The sequence below is a fragment of the Acidovorax sp. Root217 genome (genome assembly GCF_001428645.1).
In the GTDB taxonomy this organism is placed as follows: Bacteria; Pseudomonadota; Gammaproteobacteria; order Burkholderiales; family Burkholderiaceae_C; genus Acidovorax.
In genome coordinates this window covers 1-238 of record NZ_LMIH01000009.1, presented here as the reverse complement: position 1 = coordinate 238, position 238 = coordinate 1, and positions in this window count along the sequence as shown.

Genomic DNA, 238 nt, shown 5'->3' with positions numbered 1-238 from the left:
CTTTCTCTTGCGTCGCCAAGAGAAAGTCACCAAAGAGAAGGCGACCCCCAGTCTGCGTCCCCCTGTCGCCCTGTCGGGCGAAAGGGGGCAACCTGCGATGCTCGGACCTGGGGTGGTGCCGCAGAACTCGCTGCGTTCTGCGAACTCCGCTCAAACAGCTGCGGCAAGTCAGATCACGAAGTGCGTGTGTCCTTCGGCACACGCACCCACCCCAGCTCCTGCGCTTCTCGGCGCAGCC